This is a genomic window from Phaeobacter inhibens DSM 16374, assembly GCF_000473105.1.
In the GTDB taxonomy this organism is placed as follows: Bacteria; Pseudomonadota; Alphaproteobacteria; order Rhodobacterales; family Rhodobacteraceae; genus Phaeobacter; species Phaeobacter inhibens.
The window spans coordinates 1,657,537-1,681,067 of sequence record NZ_KI421498.1 but is presented as its reverse complement, the minus strand read 5'-3'; the positions used below and the strand labels follow the sequence as shown (position 1 = coordinate 1,681,067).

The 23,531-nt window shown below is 63.1% G+C and carries 24 protein-coding genes; 8 read left to right on the top strand and 16 right to left on the bottom strand.

Annotated features, from left to right (window positions below):
- Window positions 1-173: 173 nt before the first annotated feature.
- From glpD to INHI_RS0111740, 10 genes are all read right to left on the bottom strand, one after another.
- Entirely contained in the window at window positions 174-1,763 is a 1,590-nt protein-coding gene (glpD, locus tag INHI_RS0111785; RefSeq protein ID WP_027247754.1) for a glycerol-3-phosphate dehydrogenase, read from the bottom strand.
- Entirely contained in the window at window positions 1,756-2,541 is a 786-nt protein-coding gene (locus INHI_RS0111780) for a DeoR/GlpR family DNA-binding transcription regulator (protein ID WP_027247753.1), read from the bottom strand. The genes glpD and INHI_RS0111780 overlap by 8 nt, the downstream gene beginning before the upstream one ends.
- 94 nt (window positions 2,542-2,635) lie before the next feature.
- Window positions 2,636-3,742, bottom strand: coding sequence for a DUF1513 domain-containing protein (locus INHI_RS0111775; RefSeq protein ID WP_027247752.1), 1,107 nt, complete (start codon window positions 3,740-3,742; stop codon window positions 2,636-2,638).
- A 4-nt stretch (window positions 3,743-3,746) separates the two neighbouring features.
- Complete coding sequence (locus INHI_RS0111770; RefSeq protein WP_027247751.1) at window positions 3,747-4,865, bottom strand: imelysin family protein; 1,119 nt, start codon at window positions 4,863-4,865, stop codon at window positions 3,747-3,749.
- Window positions 4,865-6,505 carry a di-heme oxidoreductase family protein gene (locus tag INHI_RS0111765; RefSeq protein WP_254656871.1) on the bottom strand — a complete coding sequence of 547 codons (1,641 nt, stop codon included), beginning with the start codon at window positions 6,503-6,505 and terminating at the stop codon, window positions 4,865-4,867. The genes INHI_RS0111770 and INHI_RS0111765 overlap by 1 nt, the downstream gene beginning before the upstream one ends.
- A 217-nt stretch (window positions 6,506-6,722) precedes the next feature.
- On the bottom strand, window positions 6,723-7,991 hold the full coding sequence (locus INHI_RS0111760; protein WP_027247749.1) for an imelysin family protein: 1,269 nt from the start codon (window positions 7,989-7,991) through the stop codon (window positions 6,723-6,725).
- Between the two features lie 81 nt (window positions 7,992-8,072).
- Window positions 8,073-8,579: a hypothetical protein gene (locus INHI_RS0111755; protein ID WP_027247748.1), complete on the bottom strand. Its 507-nt coding sequence runs from the start codon at window positions 8,577-8,579 to the stop codon at window positions 8,073-8,075.
- Window positions 8,576-8,752, bottom strand: a complete 177-nt coding sequence (gene hemP / locus INHI_RS20495; protein ID WP_036767300.1) for a hemin uptake protein HemP — start codon at window positions 8,750-8,752, stop codon at window positions 8,576-8,578. Before hemP ends, INHI_RS0111755 begins: the two co-directional genes overlap by 4 nt.
- Before the next feature lie 5 nt (window positions 8,753-8,757).
- Window positions 8,758-8,910 (bottom strand): hypothetical protein, encoded by a 153-nt coding sequence (locus tag INHI_RS21090; RefSeq protein WP_155805589.1) that lies wholly within the window; start codon window positions 8,908-8,910, stop codon window positions 8,758-8,760.
- A 167-nt stretch (window positions 8,911-9,077) separates the two neighbouring features.
- Entirely contained in the window at window positions 9,078-9,899 is an 822-nt protein-coding gene (locus INHI_RS0111740) for a LysR family transcriptional regulator (RefSeq protein ID WP_027247747.1), read from the bottom strand.
- Between the two features lie 93 nt (window positions 9,900-9,992).
- Between INHI_RS0111740 and INHI_RS0111735 the strand changes: the two genes are divergently transcribed.
- On the top strand, window positions 9,993-10,904 hold the full coding sequence (locus INHI_RS0111735; protein WP_027247746.1) for an MBL fold metallo-hydrolase: 912 nt from the start codon (window positions 9,993-9,995) through the stop codon (window positions 10,902-10,904).
- A gap of 62 nt (window positions 10,905-10,966) precedes the next feature.
- Here INHI_RS0111735 and metG read toward each other — a convergent pair whose 3' ends face one another.
- From metG to INHI_RS0111715, 4 genes are all read right to left on the bottom strand, one after another.
- A complete protein-coding gene (metG, locus tag INHI_RS0111730; RefSeq protein ID WP_027247745.1) occupies window positions 10,967-12,685 on the bottom strand; it encodes a methionine--tRNA ligase in 1,719 nt (572 codons plus the stop codon).
- Between the two features lie 114 nt (window positions 12,686-12,799).
- Window positions 12,800-14,023: an MFS transporter gene (locus tag INHI_RS0111725; RefSeq protein WP_027247744.1), complete on the bottom strand. Its 1,224-nt coding sequence runs from the start codon at window positions 14,021-14,023 to the stop codon at window positions 12,800-12,802.
- Between the two features lie 144 nt (window positions 14,024-14,167).
- Window positions 14,168-14,569: a rhodanese-like domain-containing protein gene (locus INHI_RS0111720; RefSeq protein ID WP_027247743.1), complete on the bottom strand. Its 402-nt coding sequence runs from the start codon at window positions 14,567-14,569 to the stop codon at window positions 14,168-14,170.
- A gap of 87 nt (window positions 14,570-14,656) precedes the next feature.
- Window positions 14,657-15,058 (bottom strand): rhodanese-like domain-containing protein, encoded by a 402-nt coding sequence (locus tag INHI_RS0111715; RefSeq protein ID WP_027247742.1) that lies wholly within the window; start codon window positions 15,056-15,058, stop codon window positions 14,657-14,659.
- 176 nt (window positions 15,059-15,234) lie between these two features.
- On the opposite strand from INHI_RS0111715, the gene INHI_RS0111710 reads away from it, so the two are divergent.
- Window positions 15,235-16,278, top strand: a complete 1,044-nt coding sequence (locus INHI_RS0111710; protein ID WP_027247741.1) for an aldo/keto reductase — start codon at window positions 15,235-15,237, stop codon at window positions 16,276-16,278.
- 79 nt (window positions 16,279-16,357) lie between these two features.
- Here the strand turns inward: INHI_RS0111710 and INHI_RS0111705 are convergent, their stop codons facing one another.
- Entirely contained in the window at window positions 16,358-17,449 is a 1,092-nt protein-coding gene (locus tag INHI_RS0111705) for a GlxA family transcriptional regulator (RefSeq protein WP_014873951.1), read from the bottom strand.
- Between the two features lie 132 nt (window positions 17,450-17,581).
- Here INHI_RS0111705 and bcoG point away from each other — a divergent pair, with 132 nt between their 5' ends.
- From bcoG to INHI_RS0111685, 4 genes are all read left to right on the top strand, one after another.
- Window positions 17,582-18,499, top strand: a complete 918-nt coding sequence (gene bcoG / locus INHI_RS0111700; protein WP_027247740.1) for a 3-dehydrocarnitine:acetyl-CoA trimethylamine transferase BcoG — start codon at window positions 17,582-17,584, stop codon at window positions 18,497-18,499.
- A 98-nt stretch (window positions 18,500-18,597) separates the two neighbouring features.
- Window positions 18,598-18,930 (top strand): hypothetical protein, encoded by a 333-nt coding sequence (locus INHI_RS0111695; protein WP_027247739.1) that lies wholly within the window; start codon window positions 18,598-18,600, stop codon window positions 18,928-18,930.
- Window positions 18,931-19,080: 150 nt separating this feature from the next.
- Window positions 19,081-20,556 carry a carnitine 3-dehydrogenase gene (locus INHI_RS0111690; protein WP_027247738.1) on the top strand — a complete coding sequence of 492 codons (1,476 nt, stop codon included), beginning with the start codon at window positions 19,081-19,083 and terminating at the stop codon, window positions 20,554-20,556.
- Between the two features lie 11 nt (window positions 20,557-20,567).
- Window positions 20,568-21,326, top strand: coding sequence for an SDR family oxidoreductase (locus tag INHI_RS0111685; protein ID WP_027247737.1), 759 nt, complete (start codon window positions 20,568-20,570; stop codon window positions 21,324-21,326).
- A 76-nt stretch (window positions 21,327-21,402) separates the two neighbouring features.
- Here INHI_RS0111685 and INHI_RS0111680 read toward each other — a convergent pair whose 3' ends face one another.
- A complete protein-coding gene (locus INHI_RS0111680; RefSeq protein WP_014873955.1) occupies window positions 21,403-22,266 on the bottom strand; it encodes a helix-turn-helix domain-containing protein in 864 nt (287 codons plus the stop codon).
- A 109-nt stretch (window positions 22,267-22,375) separates the two neighbouring features.
- On the opposite strand from INHI_RS0111680, the gene INHI_RS0111675 reads away from it, so the two are divergent.
- Together INHI_RS0111675 and INHI_RS0111670 are read left to right on the top strand one after the other, a co-directional pair.
- On the top strand, window positions 22,376-22,582 hold the full coding sequence (locus INHI_RS0111675; protein ID WP_014873956.1) for a DUF2061 domain-containing protein: 207 nt from the start codon (window positions 22,376-22,378) through the stop codon (window positions 22,580-22,582).
- A complete protein-coding gene (locus INHI_RS0111670) occupies window positions 22,575-23,531 on the top strand; it encodes a fatty acid desaturase (RefSeq protein ID WP_027247736.1) in 957 nt (318 codons plus the stop codon). The genes INHI_RS0111675 and INHI_RS0111670 overlap by 8 nt, the downstream gene beginning before the upstream one ends.

Genomic DNA, 23,531 nt, shown 5'->3' with positions numbered 1-23,531 from the left:
TAATGTCAGCCCCTCTGACCAAATGTTTCGCGTGCGAAACAATCGGGCAGGGGGGCTGATACTTTTTGTGGGCGTTGCGCGGGGGGCGGGCGCATAGGGGTTGGATGTGTTGCGGGCGGGTTAAGGCGTCGGGGCTTAAAACGATCCGTACTCACCCGCCCCACGGACCGCATTCAGGCGGCCAGATCTGCGGCTTTGCTGCGGATGTAGCTGTCGACGGCGGCGCGCTCTGCCTCGGTCAGGCGCAGGGCCAGTTTGGTGCGGCGCAGCAGGTAATCCTCGCCAGTGCGGACCCATTCGCGGGCGATGGTCCAGTCGAGTTCGCGGGCGGTGATGGTGGCGCCGAAGGCCTGGCCGAGATCCTCGGCCGAGGTGGCATTCCCCAGTACCTCCCAGGCCTCTGTCCCATAGGCGCGGATCAGGCGGCGGGTCGCGTAAGGGCTGAGGAAGGGATAGTCCTGCGCCAGTTTCGCGGTGAGTTTCGCCACATCGCCGACCGGGAAATCGCCGCCGGGCAGGGCGACACCTGCGGTCCAGTTGTCAGGCAGATCCGGGAACACGGTTGCGATCTTCTCCAGCGCGGCCTCGGCCAGTTTGCGATAGGTGGTGATCTTGCCGCCAAAGACATTCAGCAGCGGCGCGGCGTTGTCGTTCAGGGTCAGCACATATTCGCGGGTGGCGGCGGTGGCAGAGCTGGCACCATCGTCATAAAGCGGACGCACGCCGGAATAGGTCCAGACGATATCGTCACGGCTGAGCGGATTGGCGAAATACTGCGAGGCGAAACTGATCAGGTAATCCTGTTCCTCGGGCGTGCAGGTCGGGGCGGTCTGCGGGTCGGGGTGGTCGGCGTCAGTGGTGCCGATCAGCGTGTAGTCTTCCTCGTAGGGAATGGCGAAGATAATCCGCCCATCGGTGCCCTGGAAAAAGTAGCAGCGCCCGTGATCATAGAGCTTGGGCACCACGATATGGCTGCCGCGCACCAGTCGGACGCTTTCGCGGCTGTTCTGGCCCAGCTTCTGACGCAGCACATCGGCAACCCAAGGGCCGCCGGCATTGACGAGCATCTTGGCGCGGCGCTGCGAGGTTTCGCCCGTTGTGATGTCTTCAAGGTCAATCACCCAGTGGTCCGCATTGCGGGTGGCGCCTGTCACCTTGGTGCGGGTCATGATTTCGGCGCCGCGGGCCTCGGCGTCGCGGGCATTCAGCACCACCAGCCGTGCGTCTTCGATCCAGCAGTCGGAATATTCAAAAGCGGTCTTGAACTTCGGATCCAGCGGGCGGCCGGCGGGATCGCTGGCGAGATCCAGTTTGGAGGTGCCGGGAAGGATGCCGCGTTTGCCGAGGCTGTCGTACATGAACAGGCCAAGACGGATCAGCCAGGCCGGACGCCGACCCTTCATCCACGGCATGATGGTGGTCAGCAGTTTTGACGTCGGCGTGGTGTTGTCAAAGCGCATGTCCTTATGAAACGGCAGCACAAAGCGCATTGGCCAAGAGATATGCGGCATCGCTTTCAAGAGCACCTCGCGTTCGATCAGCGCCTCACGCACCAGCCGGAATTCGAAGTATTCAAGATAGCGCAATCCGCCGTGAAACAGCTTGGTCGAGGCGGAGGAGGTGGCGGAGGCAAGATCGTTCATCTCAGCCAGCGCCACGGACAGGCCCCGCCCTGCGGCGTCGCGGGCGATGCCGCAACCATTGATGCCGCCGCCGATGATGAAAAGATCGGTGATTTGGTCTTGAGCGTTTGTGTTAGACATTTTCGCTACTTTCGTTTTCGCCAACCCAGAGGATTTGCGTGCCTGCGGCCTTTGCCGCGCGGGAAAATTCAGCGGGGACGGGGCGGTCGGTGACCACTACGTCGAGATCGGAGATATCGCAGATGCGGACCGGGGCGGTGCGCTCGAACTTGCTGCCATCGCAGACCAGCACGCGCTTGCGGGCGTTTTTGAGGATGGCGCGGGCGACGGAGACTTCACGCGGATCATGGTCAAGAATGGCGCCGTCTGCGTCCATGGCCGAGGCGCCGATGACAGCGATATCAACCTTGTAACGGGCAATGAATTCCAGCGCGTCCTCGCCGACGATGGCGCCGTCGCTTTGCCGGATGGCCCCGCCGACAAGTACCAGTTCCTTGCTCTCATCCTCCATCATCATATTGATAATATTGATATTGTTAGACAGAACAGTGAGCCCGCGATGGCCTGAAAGGGCGCGGGCGACCTGTTCGGTGGAGGTGCCGATATTGAGCGTGATGGCGCAGTTGTCAGGGATCAGATCAGCGGCGAGCGCGGCCATGGCGCGTTTGCCGCGGGCGTTCAGCTTGCGCCGTTCGGCGTAGTCGCGGCTGGCGCCACTGCTGCTGCGGACCGCACCACCGTGCACGCGGGAGAGCGCGCCACGGGCAGCCAGATCGCGCAGGTCGGTGCGGATGGTTTGCAGCGAGACGCCAAATCGCTGCGCGAGGTCCTCGACCTCGACCCGGTCCTGTCGGGTCAGCAGGTCCAGAATGGCGGCCTGTCTGTCGCTTGCGTCCATGGGAGATCCTTTCGCAGGCCTATCTAGGCCTCCGGTTGCGAAAAGTCACGGATTATTTTCGTTTCGCTTTCGTTTCGCTTTTTTGACTGGCTGATCAGGCGATCGGAATCAGATGGTTGTCCCAGGCGAGATCTGTGCGGGCCCGGATGTGCGACGGACGATCAGCTTGGCTGGTGCTCAGCTGTGCCAGCAGCCCCTGACCGGTGGTGACCACAAAGCCATCCGCGTTACTGGCCAGCCCGCAGACATCCGTGAGGCGGAGTTCCCGCAGCAGCGCGCCGGTGGTGCAACCGGCGATCTGCACCACACCGCCGCGCGGGGAGGTGACGGCGATCTGTGTTCCATCGCGGGAAAAGGCGACGGAGCCGCCATAGCCGTTGAGGTTGCGTAGGCGGGGATCCTCCCCGGCCATCAGGCGGTGGGCAGAGCCGGGATTGTGCAGACCGATGATCGGCAGGTCCGCGCCCGCGTCGCCCTGCCACTGCATTGCAAAACCAACAGTCCCTGTGGCGCTGATGGCAAGGTGGCGGATCGAGTTCAGGCGCATATCGGCGTTCAGGATCAGCTGATCCTGCAGGGTGCCCTCAAGGCTGAGGTAGCTGAGGTTGGGCTGCATCGTGGCGAGGTTCAGTTTCGCACGGCCGCTGTCGGGATGGGTCTGAATGCCGCCGTTGGCCACCACCAGATTGTGCTGGCCGTCAGGGCTGGTGCGCAGCTTGATATCATGCGGGCCAATGCCGCCGGAGGCATGATCGCCAATCCGGCGGTAGCCGTCGCTGGCGTCCCAGATGCCGATCCGGCCATCGCCGCTTTCAAAGGCGTTTTCGGTGGTGAAGAGAGACCTGCCGTCCGGGGAGAATACGCCATGGCCATAGAAGTGATGCCCGGGTGGGGGGGTGAGCCGGGCCAGGGCCGCACCGGTGCGGCAGTCGATCACATCCGCGAACTGTCCGGGGCGGCGGGCAAAGGCGACCGCCTCCGGGCGGCTGGGGTGCGCGGTTGCGGCATGGCCCCGGGCGGGCAGGGCGTGGCGGAACAGGATTGTGCCGGTGCGGTCCAGACCCGCGAGGAGGAAGCTGCCATCGGGGGCTTTTCCGGCCGAGAGATAGGCGGGGTGGCCAAGGTCGGCCCAGCTGGCCTGCGGGGCCATGCCTGCGGCCAGAAGCCCTGCGAGGAAACCGCGACGGGAGGGGCCTGCCATGGGATCAATCCCCGTCGAGGGAGTTGAACCCTGCGGTGACGCCGAGCTTCGGGCCAAGCCGGGTGGTGATCAGGCTGCGCAGGTCGTTGATGTCCTGTTGTAGGGCTTCGATACGAAAGCGGCGGGCGGGATCGGCAACCCCGGCGAGGGAGGGATCGTCCAGCGCGCTGGCGCGTTTCAACGCCTTGGCAAAGCCTGCGTCGATTTCCTGCATCAGTGCGGGATCGCCCGCCGCAAGGGCAAGGGCGAGCGGTTCCATCGCGGTGAGGTTCAGCACGATGTGGCGCTGGCTGCGGGCGGAGCGGCGGGCCTCGGCGCGGTTGGGGCGGGGGGCGTCGAACTGGCCAAGGGGGCGCCCCAACCGCATATCAACCAGCACCTGAAACCCGGTGGTCAGGGTTTTGAACAGCTCCTGCCGGATCTCCACCTCCGACTGGTAGCGGTTGCCCGGTCCGGGGCTGACCAGTGTCACGGCATAGCTGTTGTGCCAATCATCGCGGATCGCGGCGGTGGTGCGGGCGATATCGGTGGTGATGGCCGCGACCAGGGTGCAGCGCTGATCTGCGCTGCCTTCGGACTGGATGGCGTCGTCGAACAGGAGATACTCCAGCGCATAGAACCCGCGCAGGGCCACGGATTGGCTGGCAAAGACCTCCGGTGTAGCCAGCTGCTCGCGCGGGGTTTCGGTGACGGCGCGGCGCAGGGTGCCGGGGATTTTGTTGCGGCTGTCCGGCCAGAAGGCGAGGGCAAAGGCGCGGTTGTCGGTTTCGGTGGGACCAAAGCGCAGGTGGCTGACTCTGACCCAGGCATCAAAGGCGTGGGCGAAGGCCGCGCGCAGGGCCGGGTCATCCGGTGTGCAGTGGCTGGCGGCGACCTCGGCTAGGGTGGCGCTGGTCTGTGCCAGCCTGTCAAAGCCGGGGAGGATATGATGGGTGAGGATCCAGTCCAGTTGATGTGCCGGGGCCAGGGTTTGGGGCGGTGTATTGGGCGTGCTGACAGCTGTGGTGTCGGTCTGCGCAAGGGCCGCTTGCGGCGGCAGGGCGGCGCAGACCATAGCGGTCGCAACCGTCAGGGCGGCAACACGCGACAGGCGTGTGCGGGACAGGGAAAGGGGGTTCGGCATCAGAGCGACTCCAGAAAGCGGATCAGATCGGCGCGGTCTTCGGGGGCAAGGCCGACCACGGTGTCTCGGGCGGATTGGGCTTCGCCGCCATGCCAGAGGATCGCCTCCAGCAGGGTGCGGGCGCGGCCATCATGCAGGAAACCTGCGCGGGGATTGACCTGCTGCACCAGCCCGATCCCCCAGAGCGGCGCGGTGCGCCATTCGCGCCCGGTGGCGCGGGCTTCGGGGCGGTTGTCGGCAAGGCCCTCGCCCATGTCGTGCAGCAAGAGGTCGCTATAGGGCCAGATCAGCTGGAAGCTCTGCGCGGGTTGCGCCTCCAGCCGGTTGGTGACGAATTTCGGCGTATGACAGCTGGTGCAGCCTGCGCCGTAGAATTGCGCCTTGCCGCGCAGGATGGCGGGGTCGTCCGGGGTGCGACGGGCAGGCACGCCGAGGTTGCGGCTGTAGAAGGTGACCAGATCCATATTGGGCTGGTCGATCTCGGTCTCGCGGATGTCATCACCACCATGGGGCGCGTTGCGGCAGCTGGTCTGCGCAGTGGTGCAATCGCCTGCATGAGCCGGAAACAGCGGCGTGGAGATGCCGATGTCGCCGGAGAAGGCGGCGGCGGATTGTTCATGCACCGTGGGCTGTCCGGCCTTGTAGCCAAAGCGGCCCAGCATGATCCGGTTGTGTTCCACCGACCAGACCAGATTGGCGCGCCCGGAGATGCCATCGCCGTTGCTGTCATCCTCGTCGGCGCCCGCCAGAATATCAGCGGCGGGGATCGCCTCCAACAGGCCGAGGCCGATCATGCTGGGGGCGACGCGGGGGGAGAGCATGGCATCGGGGTGCAGCGGACCATAGCCGAGGGTATTGGCGCTATAGTCAGGGCGTTGCAGGGTGGCCGTCTCGCCGCCTGCAAGCGCGATGGTGTCTTCGCTGTAGGTGACGCCGAGGCGATATTCCGGGGCGATACCGGGGGCGGAGAAATCCTGCATCTGGCCGCCATAGGTCGGCTCTGGCGCGGTGCCGATATAGTCGGCAATGGCCTGCATCTGGTCCGGCACCGGGCCGGGAACCGAGACGCGCAGGAACATCGTGGTTGAGGCATAGTCCGGCCCATCCGGCACATGGCCGCGCCCGTCCTTCAGGTGGCAGCGCTGGCAGGAGCGCGCATTATAGAGCGGCCCCAGCCCATCAGAGGCGAGGGTGGAGGCGGGCGAGAACACCCAGATCTTCTTGAACAGCCCATTGCCGAGTTTGAATTCCAGCTCTTCCTCAAAGCTGAGGTTGGCGCTGTGCTGCGAAAACGCCTCGTCATCGGTGCGGGCGCGCACGGTGGCCGCACCTGCGGGCAGGGCCTCATAGGGTTCGGGCTGGTCGAACTGCGTTGTTGGGCGGGTGACGGCGCGAATGCGGGTCTGTTCCTGCGCGGTGCGGGGAAGGGTGGCGAGATGCGGATCGGAGAGATCTGTATAGGGCGTCGTCGCCTGTGCGTGGATTGCGTCGCCCTCTGGCGCGTCCCCTGCCAGGGTTTCCGACAGCGCAGTGGTTTGCGTGTCGGCCAGAGTGGGGAGCGGTGCGATCAGCGCGAGGAGGCTGAGGCCCATCAACAGCTGGGACAGATGCGGGCGGTGGGGCGACGGGGAAACGCGCATGCGGGCAGGGATCACTTCTATTGGCGGGGCGCGGGGCCTCCTGACCTTGGATAGGAGGATCCGGAGCTGGCATCAACTCTTGCAGGGTGGACAATTCGTCCGGGTTGTTCGGGCGAATTGGTGCCGCGAACGGGCCGGGCCAAAACGCCAAGGGCAGGGGCCGCGCATTGCGCCGCCCCTGCCGTATTTTTGCTGCCGTGGCAGCCTATGGCCTGTCTTACTGGAAAACGGCCGTTGGGTTGTCGAGCGAGTCGGAGCCTTCGATGGCGACGCCATCAAGATCGAGCGCTGTCACCACGCGTTCGATGGAGCGGGTCTGATCGACCAGACCGTTGACGCCGCCCATGACCAGCGCTTCGCCTGCTTCATTGCCCTGTTCCAGCATCTGGTCGTAGGAGAAACCCGCCTCGGCTGCGGTCTTGATCTGACCCAGCGCGCGCATGGTGGTCGAGAGCTTGCTGCGCATCTCGCCGTCCAGTGCCGGATCGATCTCCTGCACCAGATCGGAGAGCGACGCGCCGGAAACCATGCTGCCGTCGGTGCGGATATATTCGCCGAGATAGACGTTCTGCACGCCCAGACCATCGTAGTAATGGCTGTTGTGGGTGTTGTCGGAGAAGCAATCATGCTCTTCTTCGGGGTCGTTCAGCATCAGGCCTAGGCGCATGCGTTCGCCGGCGGTTTCCCCGTAGGAGAGCGAGCCCATGCCGGTCAGCATGGCGGTGATGCCTGCGTTTTCATCCGACAAAAGCGTGCCGCGGGCTTCGCCTTCGGTGCTCCACTGTGCGGCCATCCACTCCAGATCGGAGATCAGCAGATCGGTCGCGGCCTTCAGGTATTCGCCGCGGCGATCGCAGTTGCCGTTGGTGCAATCCTCGCCTGCGGCATAGTCGGTCCAGGCGCGGCTGCCGGCGCCGTGGTCGGTGCCGTTCAGGTCCTGACCCCAAAGCAGAAATTCGATCGCGTGATAGCCGGTTGCGACATTGGCCTCGACGCCGTCGGCCTCATGCAGGGTGGTTTCCAGCAGCTCAGGCGTGATGGCGCTGGTGTCAATGGATTTGCCGGACAGCTCAAAGCTGGGGTTGGCAACGATATTCAGCGCCGCAAGGGTGTTTTCATCGGTCGGGCCGCCGTAGCTGGCATCGACATAATCGATCAGCCCCTCGTCCAGCGGCCATGCGTTCACTTTGCCTTCCCAGTCATCAACGATGGCATTGCCAAAGCGGAACACCTCGGACTGCTGATAGGGCACGCGGGCCGCGAGCCAGGCCTTGCGGGCAGCTTCCAGGGCCTCGGCTGAGGGTTCAGCGATCAGGCTGTCCACGGCTGTTTGCAGGGTTTTTGCCGTCTCAAGGCTGTCCTGATATTTGGCGTGCGCAATATTTGCGTAGGTGGTCAGCACCTCAGCCTTGTCTGCCGCAAAAGCGGGAGCCGCAACTGTGGCGAGCGCTGCAACAGCGGTACCTGCGAGAAAATGCGATGTCATAAGAGCGTTCCTTAAGGGTTAGTCGAGATGTTATGATATGAACGGGTTACAGGGGAACGGCGGCTGTCAGGCAGTGGACCGTCAGTGAAGAGTGGTCGAGAGCGGCTGCAGCTGCGCGGGATGCGCGGCGGGGCCGGTTGTCTGGGCGCTGAGCTGATCCAGAACCAGACCTATTTTGGCGGCAAGAACGGTGGCGCGTTGCGCCTGTCGTGGCTGGACGATCAGGGCGGCGAAGAGATTGGCATCCTCATATTCGCCATGCGCGGCGGCGGCGACCAGATTGGCAAAGCAGTTTTCATCGGCTCCAAGGCAGGTGCAGGTCATGCCGTGGCGTACCAGTGGGCGGCGGCCCTCGGTGACGCAGAAATTGCAAAGGCGACCAAAATTCTCATAGGCCTGACGGCCCAGAACCGGACCAAGTGCAGCCAGTAGGTCCTGACGCAACGCGATGCGGCTGTCGGCACCGTTGAACCAGTGGCGCAGGTTGCGCACGGCCAGGGCCTCCAGGGCGGGCAAATCTGTCAGCAGGCCAACAGTGGCCCCGCCCCGTGGCGCCGCAGATGCGGCGGATGTGCTGTTGGAAATCATTTTGTCAGGATCAGCTTTCCGGCGCGGGTGATCCGCAGGCTGTAGATCTGGCCATTGAGCAGGATGCGGGCCTGGTTCCCGCCACGGGCGAGTTCCTCAGCGTGGTAGGTCGGGAAGACTTCGGTGGCTGCGGTTGTGGTGGTGGCGGCGTGGTCAAAAGTCATCTGGTTCATCAGGGTCACCCGTTTCGGTTTTCCGACCGATCCAGATACCATTCCAGGCAAAACCCCTGATCGCCACGCGGCAGCCCGTAGGCGTGCAGGCTGACCGACGCGCGGGTGCCTTCAACAGGGCGGTGGCGCAGGGAGAAGAATTGCAGAAGAAACGACATTGGGCGATCTCGGTTGATTTGCTATCAGTCGGGCTGGCTGCACAATCACAGGTTGGCTGAACTGCCCTATACCTGACTTATTTAATCAGAATCGTCAACCTGACTTTTTTAGTCAGATTAAGATTTTTTGCCGATCGCCTTAGCGTATGGCCCGGTGGTTTCTGCCATCAGGAAGAGGTGTAAGCCGCCACCAGCCTGTCAATGAAGAGTCGCAATCTCTGAGGCAGCGGACGGCGGTCCGGGTAGACCAGATACAGAGTGAGCTGTGTCTCCACGCCGACGGGCGGCGGGGCAAGATCCAGCTGCCCCGCCGCATAGTCCGCATCGCACATCGGGCGCGGAAAGCAGCCACGCGCTGCACCGGACCGCACCAGTTCCAGAGCGAGTGCAAAGGATTCACAGGTAATGCGGCTGTCTGCGCGCCGGTCCGTCAGGTGCCGCGCAAGCGGGCCGAGAATCGGCAGATCCTCATTTGCGAGCTGCCCCGGCGCCGCCGCCAGCACCACCGGCGTCTGAGACAGCACACGGGCAATCAGGCTGTCGCTGCCCGGACGGTTGCCGCGCAGCGCCAGATCGATGCCGTCGGCAATGAAGTCGGCAGGGGTGTCATCCACGGTTATGGTGATCGAGATCTGCGGATAATCACGCAGAAAGGCAGATGTGAGGGCTGCCAGTGGGGCCATGGGCAGCGCGGTGGGGACCGAGAGGCGCAGCAGACCGCTGGCCTTGGCCTCGGCTGCAACCAGATCGCGGGCGGCGTCGATCTCGTCAAGCGCGCGGCGGCAGCGGTCCAGAAATAGTGCTCCGGCGGGTGTCAGGGCAACGCGCCGGGTGGTGCGGTCCAGCAGGCGCACGCCCAGGCTCTGTTCCAGGGTGCGGATGCGGCTGGTGACCGTGGAGGCTGGTAGCCCGAGGCGTCGCGCAGCAGCGGCAAAGCTGAGCTGATCTGCAACCTCGGCAAAGGTTTCTATGTTCTGAAGTCGATCCATTAAGCGAAATATCCATTCAAAGTATTCAGTATTAAACCGATTATTCCGCAATATGCGAGCGCTTACTCCTGTCGTACATCACAGGAGAAGACGATGAACAGACGTCAATTGCTGAAGAGTGGCGCGGCCTTGACCCTTGGTGGTGGCTTGCCCGCTGTCGTGCGGGCTGCGCAGCCGGGCGTATCCCTGCGCTGGTTGGGCGGCGCCATGCTGGAGATCGAGGCTGCGGGGCTTCGAGTGCTGACAGACCCCTGTCTGGGAGAGGGGCCTGAGGCCTTTGTCATGGGGGACCCGAATGAGATGTTCGACCTCGCGCGCGGGCCGAATATAAAGTCACATGCGCGGCTCACGCCGTTTCCGGGGTTGCGCTACGACCGCTATGATCTGGTGCTGCTGAGCCATGCCCATGAGGATCATTTCGATCAGGCGGCGCAGGCCTGGCTGGACCCGCAGTTGCCGATGCTGGTGCCGCAGCATGACCTTGCAGCGATGCGGCAGAAAGGCTTTGCCGCCAGCTCGTTGGCCCATGGCGAGATGCGGCGCATTGAAGGACCGGAGGGGGTTCTGCAGATCACGGCACTGCCTGCGGTTCATTCAGAGAACCCGGAGGTGGCGCGGTTGCTGGGGCTGGGCAACGGCTATCTGATCGAGGTGGAGACGGCCTTTGGCGTGGTGCGGATCTATTGGGCAGGCGACAGTTTTCTGGTGCCGCCGGTCTGGCAGGCTCTGAGAGCAGCGCAGGTTGCGGAGGCAGGTCTGCTGGATGTCTTTGTCCCGCATTTGGGCGCTGTCGGCGGGGCGGGGGCGCTGGGGCAGATCTCCATGGATGGGGCGCAGGCGGCGGGGTTTGCGCAGCAGCTGGAGCCGCAGGCAGTACTGCCGATCCATCATTCGACCTATGCGCTCTACCGTGAGGGGCCGGAGGTATTGCGGCAACATCATGCAGAGCTGGCGCCGCGCTGGCGGTTGCGGACGCCGCCGGAAGGGGAGCGTATCCACCTTTGAACGCAAAAAGGCCGCTCCCGGTGGAGCGGCCTTGGTCATTGGCAGAGGGCGCAGCCCTGAGATCAGTCGCGGGTGCCGGAGAAACGCTCCTGCCATTCCTCGCGCTGTTCGTCGGTGATCTTGGCAAAGAGCACCTCCGGCACGGTAAAGGCATGACCTGCGGGCAGCGCGCTGAGGGCGGCGGCGACATCGTCGGGCCAGCTGCGATCCTCGGTCTGGAGGGCGGCCAGCAGACGCTCGGTCGCATCGGGGATGAACGGGGCTGACAGCACCGCATAGAGCCGGATCAGGTTCAGTCCCAGACGCACCTGAGCGGCGGCCTGATCGGGGTCGGTTTTGAAGACGGACCAGGGCGCCACGGATTGCAGGTATTCATTGCCTGCGACCCAGATCGCCCGCAGCTCCTGCGCGGATTTGCGCACGTCCATGGCGGCCATGTGGCCTTCATAGGCGGTAACACGGGTGCTGATCTCATCAATCAGCGCCTGTTCCGCCTCGCCGTAGTCATTGCCTGCGGGAACCGCCTCGCCGTATTTGGAGCGGCAGAATTTGGTGATGCGGGACACGAAGTTGCCCAGCACGTCGGCGAGATCCTTGTTCACAGATTGCTGGAAATTCTCCCAGGTGAATTCGGAGTCGGAGCTTTCGGGGGCGTGGCTCAGCAGCCACCAGCGCCAGTAGTCCGCCGGCAGGATCTCCAGCGCCTGATCCATGAACACGCCGCGCCCCTGCGAGGTGGAGAACTGACCGCCGTCATAGTTCAGGTAGTTGAAGGATTTGAGGTGGTCGACCATCTTCCACGGTTCTCCCGAACCAAGGATGGTGGCCGGGAAAGACAGGGTGTGGAAGGGGACGTTATCCTTGCCCATGAACTGGACGTATTTGACGTCCTCAGCGCCCATGTCGGTGCGCCACCAGCGCTGCCAGTCGGCGTCGGTCTTGCCGTTGGCGTCGGCCCATTCGCGCGAGGCGGCGATATATTCGATGGGGGCGTCGAACCAGACGTAGAAAACCTTGCCCTCCATACCGGGCCAGTCCGCATCGCCCTTCCTGACCGGCACACCCCAGTCGAGATCACGGGTGATGCCACGGTCCTGCAGGCCGTCGCCATCATGCAGCCATTTCTTGGCAATGGAGGTGGTCAGCACCGGCCAGTCTGATTTGCTGTTGATCCAGTCGTCCAGCTGGTCCTTCAGCTGCGACTGGCACAGGTACAGGTGCTTGGTCTCGCGCACTTCCAGATCGGTGGAGCCGGAAATCGCGGAGCGCGGGTCGATCAGATCGGTCGGGTCCAGCTGCTTGGTGCATTCCTCGCACTGGTCGCCGCGGGCGCGTTCATAGCCGCAGTTGGGACAGGTGCCTTCGATATAGCGGTCGGGCAGGAAGCGGCCATCGGCGTGGGAGTAGACCTGTTTTTCGGTCACTTCACGGATCAGCCCCTGCTCGGCCAGCTTGCCTGCGAAATGCTGGGTCAACGCGTGATTCTGCGGGCTGGAGGAGCGCCCAAAATGGTCAAAGCTGAGGCCGAACCCCTTGGCGATACCGGCCTGAACTTCGTGCATTTCGGCGCAGTAATCCGCGACCGGTTTGCCTGCCTTGGCGGCGGCCAGCTCGGCAGGGGTGCCGTGTTCGTCGGTGGCGCAGAGGAACATCACCTCATGGCCGCGTGCGCGCTGGTAGCGAGCGTAGAGATCTGCGGGCAGCTGGCTGCCGACCAGATTGCCCAGATGCTTGATCCCGTTGATATAGGGGATCGCCGAGGTAATGAGAAAGCGCGCCATATCATCCATCCAACTAAAGCTTTGCTGGCCCGTCTAGCGCATGGCGCTGCCGCCGAAAACCCCGCTGTGGACCTTGTGGCTAATTTCCCCGCTCTGAAGGGTGTCGCAGACCGTCTAGCGCCGCTCGCGGGAGCGTTTGAGCAGGCGGCCAATGGTGAAGGAGGTGCGCGGAGCATAGACGTAGCGGGTGCGGTCCTCGGGCGCGGGGCGGGCGCGCATCCGGGCCAGGCCAAAGATAATCAGTCCGAGGTGGCCGACTGCGACAAAGGCAAAGAGCGCGCCGGGACCGTAGTTTTCGATCAGCGCCGAGGTGATCAGCGGCGAGGCGATGGCGCCAAGGGCGTAGAAAAACATCAGCGCGGCGGCCAGTTCGATCCGTTGCTGCGAGGTGGCAAAGTCATTGGCGTGGGCGGCAGAGACCGAGAAGATCGGCATGGTGGTAAAACCAAAGAAGGCCGCTGAGGCCATAACGGCCCAGGTGCCCATGCCGCTGGCGGCCATGGTGATGCCGCAGGACAGGATGGCCACCACCGACAGCCAGATCAGCACCCAGCGGCGGTCGTATTTGTCGGCGAGCCAGCCCAGCGGGTATTGCGCCAGCGCGCCGCCCAGAACAAATGTCGCGAGGAAGAAGGCGATCTGCCCGACCTCCAGCCCGACTTCTTGGCCGTAGATCGGGCCAACCATACGGAAGGATGCGGAGCTGAGGGCGGCGACGATCACACCGGCAACCGCCAGAGGTGAGCAGGCCCAGGCCAGTTTCGGGCGCAGCCGGGGGGCATCGGGAATGTCGGGCTGGCTGACCTTGGTCATGGTGAGCGGCAAGAGGGCCGCGCAGCAGAGGATCGCCAGCAGGTTATACGAAATGTAAGAGGCAGGCGGCAGCACCGCGATCAGCAGCTGCGCCACCAGCGAGGCGGAGAGGTCCACGATGCGATAGGTGCCCATGGCGCGCCCGCGGGTTTCATTGGTGACCTTGGCGTTCAGCCAGGCCTCAATCACGGTGTAACACCCTGCGACGCAGAGCCCGGAGGCCATGCGCATCACGGCCCAGGCCAGCGGATCTTCGGTCAGGGTGTGGCCGATCAACCCCATGGCACCAAGGGCCGTACAGACCGCAAAGGCGCGGCTGTGGCCGACGTTGCCCATCAGGCGCGGTACCCACCAGCAACCGATGAAAAAACCAAGGAAATGCGCCGAGCCGAGAAAGCCGATCTGTTCCTTGTCAAATCCCAGTGTCAGACCAGAGAGCGCATCCAAGGGACCCACGCCGCCGGTCGACAGCTGCAACAGGATCACAGAGAGAAACAGCGCCGCAAAGGAAATCATCATCCGCATAATGGCCAGTCATGACCGCTGCGAGGTCAGATTGCACGGGTGTTTCCGACATTTTCCCGATTGGCGTGTCGTATTGTGCCCGGTTTGTGCCCGGCGCGGCAGATTTGCCGCGCCGCCAGCCATGGACCGGGACGAGGGGGCGGCTCAGTCGTCGCGCTGGGCGATCTCTCCGCCCGATTTGGCCCAGGCGGTAAAGCCGCCCTCAAGATGCATCACCGGGGCAAGGCCCATTTCCATCGCGGCCTTGGCGGCCAGCGCAGAACGCCAGGCGCTGGCGCAGTAGAACACATAGGTCTTGTCCTGATTGAACACCGGTTTGTGGTAGGGGCTGTCAGGGTCGATCCAGAATTCCAGCATCCCGCGCGGGCAGGAAAAGGCGCCTGGAATCATGCCGCTGGACTGCAATTCGCGGATATCGCGCAGGTCGATGAAGACATAGGCGTCATCATGGATGGCCTCTTTTGCGGTCTCCACGGACATGGTGTCCACAACGGCGTTGGCCTCGTCAAGGAGCGCCTTGACGCCTTTTGTGATGGCTTGGGGCATGCTGTGCTTCCTCTGGCTGTTAGATGCACAGGCTGCCGGGTTTTGCCCGGGGTGACAAGCACCGCTTGCCCGGTGTCAGCCGGTTAGTTACCACTTGTAAGGGATGGCATCGCCCCCGTCTGCGATCCAGGCATCAAAGCCGCCTTTCAAAAAGACCGCCCGCTGCAATCCCATTTCCAGCGCGGTCCTGGCAGCCAGGGCCGACCGCCATCCGTTGTCACAATAGAAGATGAAGGCCCGATCTTCGGCAAAGACTGGTTTGTGGTAGGGGCTGGATGGATCAATCCAGAACTCCATCAGGCCGCGCGGGCAGGACAGGGCTCCGGGGATGACGCCGGTGCGTTCAACTTCGCGGATAACCCGCAGGTCGACAAACAGGCTGTCGTCACGGTCATGCAGATCTGCCGCCTCTGCCGGGGAAATCGACACCACGATGGCTTCAGCTTCTGCGATCAGGTCTTTGTAGCTTTTGGACATAGAGAACGTCATGTTGTCACTCTCCTTTTCTAGATTTGCGACAATTTTAATCATATCACATCCATCGTGTTTCATGTCTGGATTGTGCGTGAAAGGTTAACGCCCCGATGTGCGGGGGACGCAGCTGGTTGCACTGGGCTGCGGGTGGGCTAGGGTCTGTTGCGAGTTGCAACAACAGGATCCCGATCATGAAGATGAACCCGCTTGGCCGCACCGGCATGGAGGTGTCGCAGATCTGTCTCGGCACCATGACCTTTGGCACCCAGACGGGGGAGGAGGATGCCCATGCGCAGATTGATGCGGCCTTGGCGGCGGGGGTGAATTTCCTTGATACGGCGGAAATGTACCCGGTGAACCCGATCAGCGCGGAGACGGTCGGTGACAGCGAGGCAATCATCGGGACCTGGAATGCCAAGACCGGGCGGCGCGGGGATTACATCCTTGCCACCAAACATTCCGGCGAAGGGCTGCAGGCGGTGCGGGATGGGGCGCCGATTACGGCGGAGACCATCGCACCCACGATCGAAGGATCCTTGCGGCGGCTGCAGACGGATTACATCGACCTCTATCAGTTTCACTGGCCCAATCGGGGCAGCTATATGTTCCGCAAGAACTGGCAGTATGATCCGGGGGGCGATGACCGGGCGGCGGTGCTGGACAATATGGCGGAATGTCTGGAGGCGCTGAAGGCGCAGGTGGACAAGGGCAATATTCGCGCCTTTGGCCTGTCAAACGAGAGCGCCTGGGGCACGGCGCACTGGCTGCGGCTGGCCGAGCAGACTGGCGGGCCACGGGTGGCGTCAATCCAGAATGAATATTCGCTGCTGTGCCGGTTGTATGACACCGACCTGGCTGAGCCGAGCCTCTACGAAGACGTGGGGCTGCTGGCGTTTTCGCCGTTGGCAACGGGTTTGCTCACGGGGAAATATCAGGATGGTGCGGTGCCTGAGGCCTCGCGCAAGACATTGAACCCGGAACTGGGCGGGCGTGACACGGATCGGGTCTATCCGGCGGTGGCGGCCTATCTGGAGATCGCTAAGCGTCACGGTTTGGATCCGGTGCATATGGCGCTGGCCTGGTGCCATACGCGGCCGTTCATGGCCTCGGCCATTTTTGGGGCGACCACGTTGGCGCAGCTGGAGCATGTGCTGGCGGGGGCGGATCTGACCCTGTCGCAGGAGGTGCTGGAGGAGATCGACATCGCCCATCGTGCGCATCCCATGCCCTATTGATCACTAGGACTGCTGATAAAGCGAAACGGGCAGCCCGATGGGGCCGCCCGTTTTTGTGTGATCTATCTGCGCCCGAGCTTCAGTAAGAGCCGGTGGAATGGCGCGGCAGTGGCCCGCTTTGGCGCAGGGGGCTTTGACCTTGTGACAGAGGCGCCTGGCTGAACAGCGGTTTGCTGGTGGCAAGACGTGTGGGCGCGGCGCTTGCAAGGCTTGCCTGCCGCAACTCGCGCGCTGTGGTGCCATGGGCGGTGCGGAAGGCGCGGGCAAAGCTGGACTGAGAGTTGAAGCCGGTTGCCAGTGCCACCTCCATGATCGGCAGATCTGTGTCGGTGACCAACCGGCGGGCCTCAGCCAGACGCAGTTGCAGGTAATGGTCCTGCGGCGTGGTGTTCAGCCGCAGGCGGAACTGCTGTTGCAGGCTGCGGGTGCTGGTGCCCAGTTCGTCGGCGATGTCGCGCAGCGGTTTGGGATCATCCAGCGCTGCCTCCATCAGGGCGTTGGCCCGTGCGGTGAGGGAGGAATGTTTGGAACTGCCAAGACGGCTTTGCGGGCGCTCGGTGGAGCCGGGGCCGTCATAGAGGAACAGGCCGGCCACGCGTGAGGCAAAGCCTGCACCATGGCGGCTGCCGATGATGTGCAGCATCATTTCAATGGCAGGTGTCGCGCCGCCGGAGGTCATGCGCCCCTCGGAGAGGGTGAAGCGGTCGTTGCGGCATTGCACACCGGGGAAGCGGCTGGCGAAATTGTCCAGATCTTCCCAATGGGTGGTGGCCGGGTGGCCGTCAAGCAGACCGGCCTCGGCCATCAGCCAGGGGCCACCGTCGATGCCCGCGATGGTCGCGCCACCTGCCGCCAGACGGCGCAGGCCAGCCAGCAGGCTGGGGGTGGCGTGGCGGGCCAGCTGGAAGCCGGCGATCACGATCAGCAACTCGCAGCTTTGCAGTCGCGCGAGCGGGATGCCGGGGACGCTGAGACCGCTGGTCAGCATCGCAGGCTCGCTGGTTGCGGTGACATAGTCCCAGTCAAACGCACCGCGACCGGCCAGCCGATTGGCGGCGCGCATCGGATCGACGGCCGCGGCGAAGGACAGCGTATTGCTCTCATCAAGCACTAAAACGGCCGTTTTGAGCGGCTGATTCTCGGGCTGGAGGATGTTTTTTGCGGATTTCATCAAGTTCGATTCGCATGTTGCCTAGTGTGTGCACCAAGGCTGCGGCACTGTCGAAAACAACACAAACAGGAATCTGGGGGCAGGCTTGGGGATAACTCGGGCACAACCCTGTACATCGAGGGGAAAACCAAAATGCCTCTGAATATGGCCAAAGACGTCTTCATCACCTGCGCCGTCACCGGCTCTGGCAGCACTCAGGATCGCAGCCCGCATGTGCCCAGATCGCCCGAGGCGATTGCTGAAAGCGCCATTGCGGCGGCCAAGGCCGGGGCGGCGATCGTGCATTGCCACGTGCGTGATCCGGAAACCGGCGCGCCCTCGCGCGATCTGGCGCTTTACCGCGAAGTGACTGACCGGATCCGTGAAAGCGACACCGATGTGGTGCTGAACCTCACCGCAGGTATGGGCGGTGACATGGTGTTTGGCGATACCGAAAACCCGCTGCCGCTGAATGAGGCGGGCACCGATATGATTGGCGCCACCGCCCGGATGGCGCATGTGGCCGAATGCCTGCCGGAGATCTGCACGCTGGATTGCGGCACGATGAATTTCGCCGAGGCCGATTACGTGATGACCAACACGCCGGGCATGTTGCGGGCAATGGGGCAGATGATGACCGATCTGGGGGTGAAGCCGGAGATCGAAGCCTTTGACACCGGTCATCTGTGGTTCGCCAAAGAACTGGTGAAGGAAGGCGTGCTGAACAGTCCCGCTTTGGTCCAGCTGTGCATGGGGGTCCCTTGGGGCGCGCCCAATGACCTCAACACCTTCATGGCGATGGTGAACAATGTGCCGGACGACTGGGACTGGTCGGCGTTTTCGCTTGGGCGCGATCAGATGGCCTATGTGGCGGCCTCCGTGCTGGCGGGCGGCAATGTCCGTGTCGGATTGGAGGATAACCTGTGGCTCGGCAAGGGGCAGCTGGCGGAAAACTGGCAGCTTGTTGAACGTGCAGGCACCATTATCGAAAACATGGGCGCGTCCTTGATGGGACCCGATGAAGTGCGCGCCCAGCTGGGTCTGGTGAAACGCGCACCGGTGACGAAGTAATACGGGTTTCAAAAAAAAGGGGGGCAAACGTGCCCCCTGACACAGGGCGGCGACAATTCAGGGTTGAAGCTCAAAAAGGAACTGGATTACTTGGTTGAATGATATTCCTTCCATTCTTCGCTGCCTCGATGCTGTCCCTCACCGCTTTCCTTCAGTCCGAGGCCGCTTGGTGGAAAGGGCCGCTTGCGGCGCTCGTGCTGTTTTTGGCCGGGTTTGGGGTCGCGGTCGGTCTGCCCGACGCTGTAGTGGAAAACAGCATTGCCCCACCTGCCATGGGGATCGCAGCCGGGGCGTGGCTTGGTGCCGGGGTTATCGGTCTGGGAGCAGTTCTTGCTCTGATTTTGCGAAAGTCCCTGTCCCCGGGCCGGATCGCCGGGACCGCCTTCCTTGGCGGTTTTGCGTTCTTCAGTGTTCTGCCTTTCCTCATCTAAAGCAGATCACAAGTTTCGCGCTGCCAGCGCATTTGAATTCAATGAAAATGAAAACTGCCTGCTTGCCAGCGGGCAAGGAAGCCATGCGCGCTTAACCCGCGTGACGTGCTCGTGTGGTTCATGGGCCAATGTCTTTTGGAGAACAATGTCATGACAAAAACAGCAGCAATCATCGGTGGCGGGGTTATTGGCGGCGGCTGGGCCGCGCGGTTCCTGCTGAATGGCTGGGATGTGCGGGTGTTCGACCCGGACCCGGAGGCAGAGCGCAAGATTGGCGAAGTTCTTGCCAATGCGCGGCGCTCTTTGCCGGGCCTTGGTAATGTTGCGCTGCCTGCAGAGGGCGGTCTCAGCTACCATGCGACCATTGAAGAGGCGGTGGCCGGGGCGATCTGGATCCAGGAAAGCGTGCCAGAGCGGTTGGAACTGAAACAGAAAGTCTACGGCGCGTTGCAGGCACATGTCGCGGCGGATGCTGTCATCGGTTCGTCCACCTCTGGTTACAAACCGTCGCAATTGCAGGATGGGTTCAGCAATGCCGCCCAGATCTTGGTCGCGCATCCGTTCAACCCGGTCTATCTGATGCCGCTGGTGGAACTGGTCACAACCGAGGCCAACACTGCCAGCGTGATCGACAGCGCCAAGGCTATTGTCACCGAGATCGGGATGTACCCGCTGCATCTGAAGAAAGAGATCGACGCGCATGTGGCCGACCGCTTCCTTGAGGCGGTCTGGCGCGAGGCACTGTGGCTGGTCAAGGACGGCATTGCCACCACCGAGGAGATCGACAATGCGATCCGCTATGGTTTTGGTATCCGCTGGGCGCAGATGGGCCTGTTTGAAACCTACCGCGTGGCGGGCGGTGAAGCGGGCATGAAGCATTTCATGGCGCAGTTTGGCCCGGCACTGAAATGGCCCTGGACCAAGCTGATGGATGTGCCGGAGTTCACGGATGAGCTGGTCGATCTGATTGCGGGCCAGTCGGATGACCAGTCTGGCCATCACTCGATCCGCGCGTTGGAGCGTATTCGCGACGATAACCTTGTGGGTATGATGCGGGCGCTGGGCGCCAATGACTGGGGTGCAGGCGCGCTGCAGAACGCCCATGACGCGGAGCGCGAGGGGGAGGCTGGGTTGGTGCGGTCGATGGACGGTCTGGAGGACCTGAGCCAGCCGGTGCTGACGCAGAGCCGGATCGTGCCGCTGGATTGGACCGACTACAACGGCCATATGACCGAGAGCCGCTATCTGGATGCCTTTGCCCAGTCCACCGACAGGCTGATGATGATCATCGGCTGCGATGCGGAGTATATCGCCAGTGGCGGCAGCTATTTCACCGCCGAGACCCATATCCGCCACATCGACGAGGTGCATGCGGGAGATCCGATCCAGGTGCGGACGCGGGTGATCATGGGCGCGGGCAAGAAAATGCATTTGTGGCACGAGATGTATTCCGGCGAGCGGCTACTGGCGACGGGGGAGCATATGCTGCTGCATGTGGATCTTGCGACCCGCCGTTCGGCTCCGCCTGCGGCGCATATCGAGGCCAACCTGGTGAAGCTGGCCGAAGCCCATGCTTCGCTGGCAGCGCCAGAGGGGCTGGGCCGCGCGATTGGTGCGCCGCGGTGAGCGCTGAAGGGATGCGCCGTGTTCTGGTGACCGCCGGCGGGTCAGGGATTGGCCGGGCGATGGCGGAAGGATTCGCCGCCGCCGGGCATCAGGTCTGGGTCACGGATGTCAGCGCGGTGGCGCTGGCTGACGTGCCTGAGGGGTGGCGGACAACGGTGGTGGATGCCACCGATGAGGCGGGCGTGAAGGTGCTGTTCGCAGAGATCGCTGAGGTCTGGGGCGGGCTGGATGTGTTGTGCGCCAATGCAGGTGTTGCCGGGCCGACCGCGCTGATTGAGGATATCGCGCTGGAGGATTGGCGCAAATGCGTCAGCGTCAACCTGGAGGGCTGCTTTCTGGCGGCGAAATATGCGGCTCCTTTGATGAAGGCAGCGAGGGCCGGGTCGATCATCGTGACGTCTTCGACCGCTGGGCTGTACGGCTATCCCAACCGGGCGCCTTATGCTTCGGCGAAATGGGCGGTGATCGGGCTGATGAAGACCTTGGCGATGGAGCTGGGCCCTTTTGGCATCCGGGCCAATGTGATCTGTCCCGGTGCAGTCGAGGGCCCGCGGATGGAGGGCGTGCTGGAGCGCGAGGCAGCGGCCAAGGGCATGACCCGCGATCAGATCTATGAGGGCTATGCCTCTGGGACCTCGATGCGGTCCTTTGTCGAAGCACAGGATATTGCCAATATGGCGGTGTTTCTGGGGTCCGATGCGGCGCGACTGGTGTCAGGGCAGGTGATCGCAGTGGATGGCCATACGGAGAACCCGGACCCGAAGCTGTGATGATGTGACGGCGGGGGGGGAAGGCCTGCGGTTTGATGAAACCTGTCGCAGAACCGATAGGGCGGGCGAAACAGGTTTAACTGCTGATCGCCGCCCTGAGCGCCCTGAGCCGCCCCGGCAATTGCCGCGCGGTGATATCGGCCTCGCGCACCAGATCGTCGAAATGGCTGCTAAAGGTCTCGACCCGCTCCTTGTCGCGGAAGGCGAGATAATGGCTGCCTGCGTAAAACACGCACAGCAGCGGGCCAAAGACGGTGAGTGGCGCTGAATAGAGCCGCTTGGCATCAAAGAGATAGATCCGCAGGCGCGGATAAAGCTGGGTGCAGAGCTGTTCGAAATGGTCGAGCTGCTGTAGCCGGATGTCCAGCGGCAGGCCTTCATAATATCCAACCGCATGGGCAAAGCTGTCCAACTCATAGATTGGCATGGCGATTTCATAGTCGGAGGCCGATTGCCGCATCCATGTCAGTCGATCCTCAGAGGCGCCGATGGCCTGATCGGCCGTGCGCCCCAGATGCGGGGCATATTCCCATTCCAGCAGCGCCCGCGTCTTGAGCATGTCGGGCAGGGCGGCAGGGACATGGCGGATCTTGTACCCCTGCGCCTCTTGGTGCCATTCAAAGATGCGTTCATCCACCAAGGCGCGCGGAGCCTTGGCCATCGACAGGCTGGCTGCGACCAGATCTGCGGCGTTTTCCGGGCGATCCGACAGGCTGAGGAGCCAGTCGGCAGAAACCCCAAGTGCGCCTGCACAGGCACCGACCACATGGGCATTGGGCAGCCGCGCCCCGGCATCGGTCAGAAGCTGCGATATGGTCGAGCGATCCACCCCGATGGCGCGGGCGAGCGCGCTTTGGCTGAGACCGCTGTCGCGGAGCGCCCGGTTGAGTCGTAGGCGAAACTGCTCGGCGCGCAAGCGTTTGTCCATAATATCAATCATGTGATGAATTTTATCACGATTGCTGAATTTTGTTAATCATATTCGGAATTCTGCATCGCCCGGCATCCCTGTAGACCAGAGGAAAGGTAAGAAAAACAGGAGGCTGCGGATGGACACACGGGCACGATCAGTGGTGAAAGCGGTGATCTGGAATCTGCTGGGGCTGGCGATGATGGCGGGGGTTGGCTGGCTGCTGACCGGTTCACTTGCGCTTGGCGGGACGCTGGCGCTGGTCAACACCTGCGTCGGCTTCCTGTGTTACCTGCTGTATGAACGGATCTGGGCCGGGGTGCGCTGGGGGCGGCGGCATGTCTGATCTGCAGATCAGCCCTCCGGTGCCGAGCGAGCGCGCCGCGCTGGAACGGGTGCAGGTGCAATTGGGGCGTGTCGAATGGGGCACGCTGGCGCTGATGCTGGGATGTTATGCGGCCTGGGGGGCGGCGCTGGCTTGGCTGCCGCTGGTATCGGTCTGGCTGGCGGTGCCGGTTCTGGCCTGCCTGATCACGTTGCAGTCCTCGCTCAGCCATGAGGCGTTGCATGGCCATCCGTTCCGCCTGCGGGTGTTGAATGAGGCGCTGATGTTTCTGCCGCTCAATCTGGCGATTCCTTATGGGCGGTTTCGCGACACCCATCTGGCCCATCACCATGATGAGCGGTTGACCGATCCATATGATGACCCGGAGACCAATTATCTGGATCCGGCGCAGTGGCGGCGGTTGGGAGGCGCGCAGCGCGGCTTGCTCTGGCTCAACAATACGCTGGCGGGGCGGGTGTTGCTGGGGCCTATGCTGGGGCAGATCCGATTTATGGCCGAAGACTGGCGATTGATCCGGCGCGGCGATGAAGCGGTTCTGCGCGATTGGCTGCTGCATCTCCTCGGCGCGGGGCTGACACTGTGGCTGGTGGCGCAGAGCGCGCTGCCGTTCTGGGCCTATCTTCTGGCGGCCTATCTGGGGCTGGCGATCTTGAAGATCCGCACCTTCCTGGAGCATCGCGCGCATCTTGATCCGGCGGCGCGTACGGTGATTATCGAGCGCGGCGGCGTGCTTGGATTTCTGTTTCTGAACAATCACCTGCATGTGGTGCATCACTGCCATCCGGGGGTGCCCTGGCATGAGTTGCCGCGCCTCTACCAGGGGCGGCGGGCGCAGTTTCTGGCCCGGAATGACGGCTATGCCTACCCTTCCTATGGTGTGGTCATGCGCCGCTATGCGCTGCGGGCAAAGGACCCGGTCGCACATCCCATCTGGTCAGAGCCGCAATAG